We start from the raw sequence: 1765 nt of genomic DNA, 5'->3' as shown, positions 1-1765 counted from the left end.
GCCGAGCAGGGCGGCGTCGACGTCGCCGTCGCGTACCGCCTGCTCGGCCGCCGCCGGATCCGCCACCTGCTCGACCCCGAGTCGCACGGTGGGTGCGCCCGCGGTCGCCGACGAGTCGGTGTCCTCGCCGTCGGCGGCGTCGGCCCGCGCGTTCGTCTGCTCGACGATCGTCACCGCGTCGCCCGACACGACGGCGATCCGCTTCTCCCCGTCGTCCCCGCCCAGCAGGAACGACACGCCGAACGCGACGACGAAGATCGCGATGGTCGTGAGGGTGGAGATGATGAAGTTCCGGTCGCGGAGTTTGACCATGATCTCGCGCCCGGCGACGATCCGCCATGCGGCGTCCGTGGAGCGGGGCGCGGTGGCGGCGTCGTCGTGGTCGGCCGACGACGGGCGTCGGGTGACAGGGGTCGTGGTCATGAGGTCACCTCGCGGTAGATGTCGGACAGGCTAGGGACGACCCGGGCGAGCTCGCTGACGCTGCCGCGGGCCATCGCCTCACGCAGGACGAGGTCCGTGCTCCCCGGGCCCTCGAGTTCGAGCAGTGCGGCCGGGCCGTCGACGTCCACGACGTGGACGCCGGGCAGTGCACGGACCCAGCCGGCGTCCCCGTCCACGACGAGGCGGTGCAGCACCCGGCCCCGGCTGCGGAGTTCGGACACGGTCCCGGTCGACACGACCCGCCCGCGGGCCAGGACGACGAGCTGGTCGCAGAGCCGCTCGACGAGATCGAGCTGGTGGGAGGAGAACAGGACGGGCACGCCCCGGGTGGTGTGCTCGCGGAGGAGGTCGACCATGGAGTCCACCGCCGCCGGGTCCAGTCCGGAGAACGGCTCGTCGAGGACGAGGAACCCGGGCTCCCCGATGACGGCGGCCGCGATCTGGACGCGCTGCTGATTGCCGAGTGAGAGCGACTCGAGCTTGTCGCTCGTGCGCTCTCCCAGGCCGAACCTGTCGAGGAGTTCGAGCGCGGTCTGCCTGGCGCCCGCCGCGCTGCGGCCCTGTAGCCGGCCGAGGTAGACGAGCTGGTCGAGGATCGGCTGCTTCGGGTACAACCCCCGCTCCTCCGGCATGTAGCCGAACGTGCGCCGGTCCGCGACCGTGACCTCGCGACCCGCCCACGTCACCGTTCCGGCGGTGGGCTGGAGGACGCCCATGATCATGCGCATCGTGGTGGTCTTGCCGGCGCCGTTGCCGCCGACGAAGCCGGTCATCGCCCCGGCGGGGACCTCGAAGGTCACGCCGTCGACGGCGAGGTTGTCGCCGAATCGTCTGGTCAGTCCGTTGACTCCGAGCATCGTGCCCTCCCTGGCGCCGGTGTACTGCTCACGCTAGGCCCGGGTCGCACGTCGGCGGATCAGCCCACGGAATGATTCGGCGCGGACGACGGCCGCGGGATCTCCTCCTCAAGGCGGAGGGATCAGTCGCCGGGGTGGACGAGGCCGACCTCGTAGGCCAGGACCACCGCCTGGACGCGGTCGCGCAGGTGGAGCTTGGCCAGGCAGGAGGACACGTGGGTCTTGACCGTCGCCTCGCCCACGACCAGTTCGTCGGCGATCTCGGCGTTGGACAGCCCCCGCGCGACCAGGCGCAGCACCTCGGTCTCGCGGGCGGTGAGTCCGGCGAGCTCGGATGCGCGCGGCCCCGGCCGCCCGGCATCCGGGGCGTCGTCGGTCGGGGGCGGGGCCGCCAGTCGCTCGATGACCCGGCGCGTGACCTCGGGCGCGAGCAGGGCGTGGCCGTGGCCCACCGCACGGATGCC

The 1765-nt window shown here is 72.7% G+C and carries 2 protein-coding genes and 1 pseudogene; all 3 read right to left on the bottom strand.

Annotated elements, in window-relative coordinates:
• Nucleotides 1-423: pseudogene (locus G6030_RS11720) on the bottom strand (ABC transporter permease); the annotation flags it as partial.
• Entirely contained in the window at nucleotides 420-1301 is an 882-nt protein-coding gene (locus G6030_RS11715) for an ATP-binding cassette domain-containing protein (RefSeq protein ID WP_182643242.1), read from the bottom strand. The pseudogene G6030_RS11720 and the gene G6030_RS11715, both read right to left, overlap by 4 nt.
• A 122-nt stretch (nucleotides 1302-1423) precedes the next feature.
• Nucleotides 1424-1765: response regulator transcription factor (locus G6030_RS11710; RefSeq protein WP_182643241.1), on the bottom strand; the 342-nt coding region annotated here is incomplete at its 5' end.

Origin of the sequence: Dietzia sp. E1 (assembly GCF_014145015.1) — a bacterium.
In the GTDB taxonomy this organism is placed as follows: Bacteria; Actinomycetota; Actinomycetes; order Mycobacteriales; family Mycobacteriaceae; genus Dietzia; species Dietzia cinnamea_A.
Note: the sequence above shows the minus strand (reverse complement) of the source record. Positions and strands in the feature narration are given on the sequence as shown.

Bases quoted from the DNA above. Each gene is read 5' to 3' on its own strand.
- G6030_RS11715 (WP_182643242.1), bottom strand. From the start codon at position 1,301: ATGCTCGGAGTCAACGGACTGACCAGACGATTCGGCGACAACCTCGCC.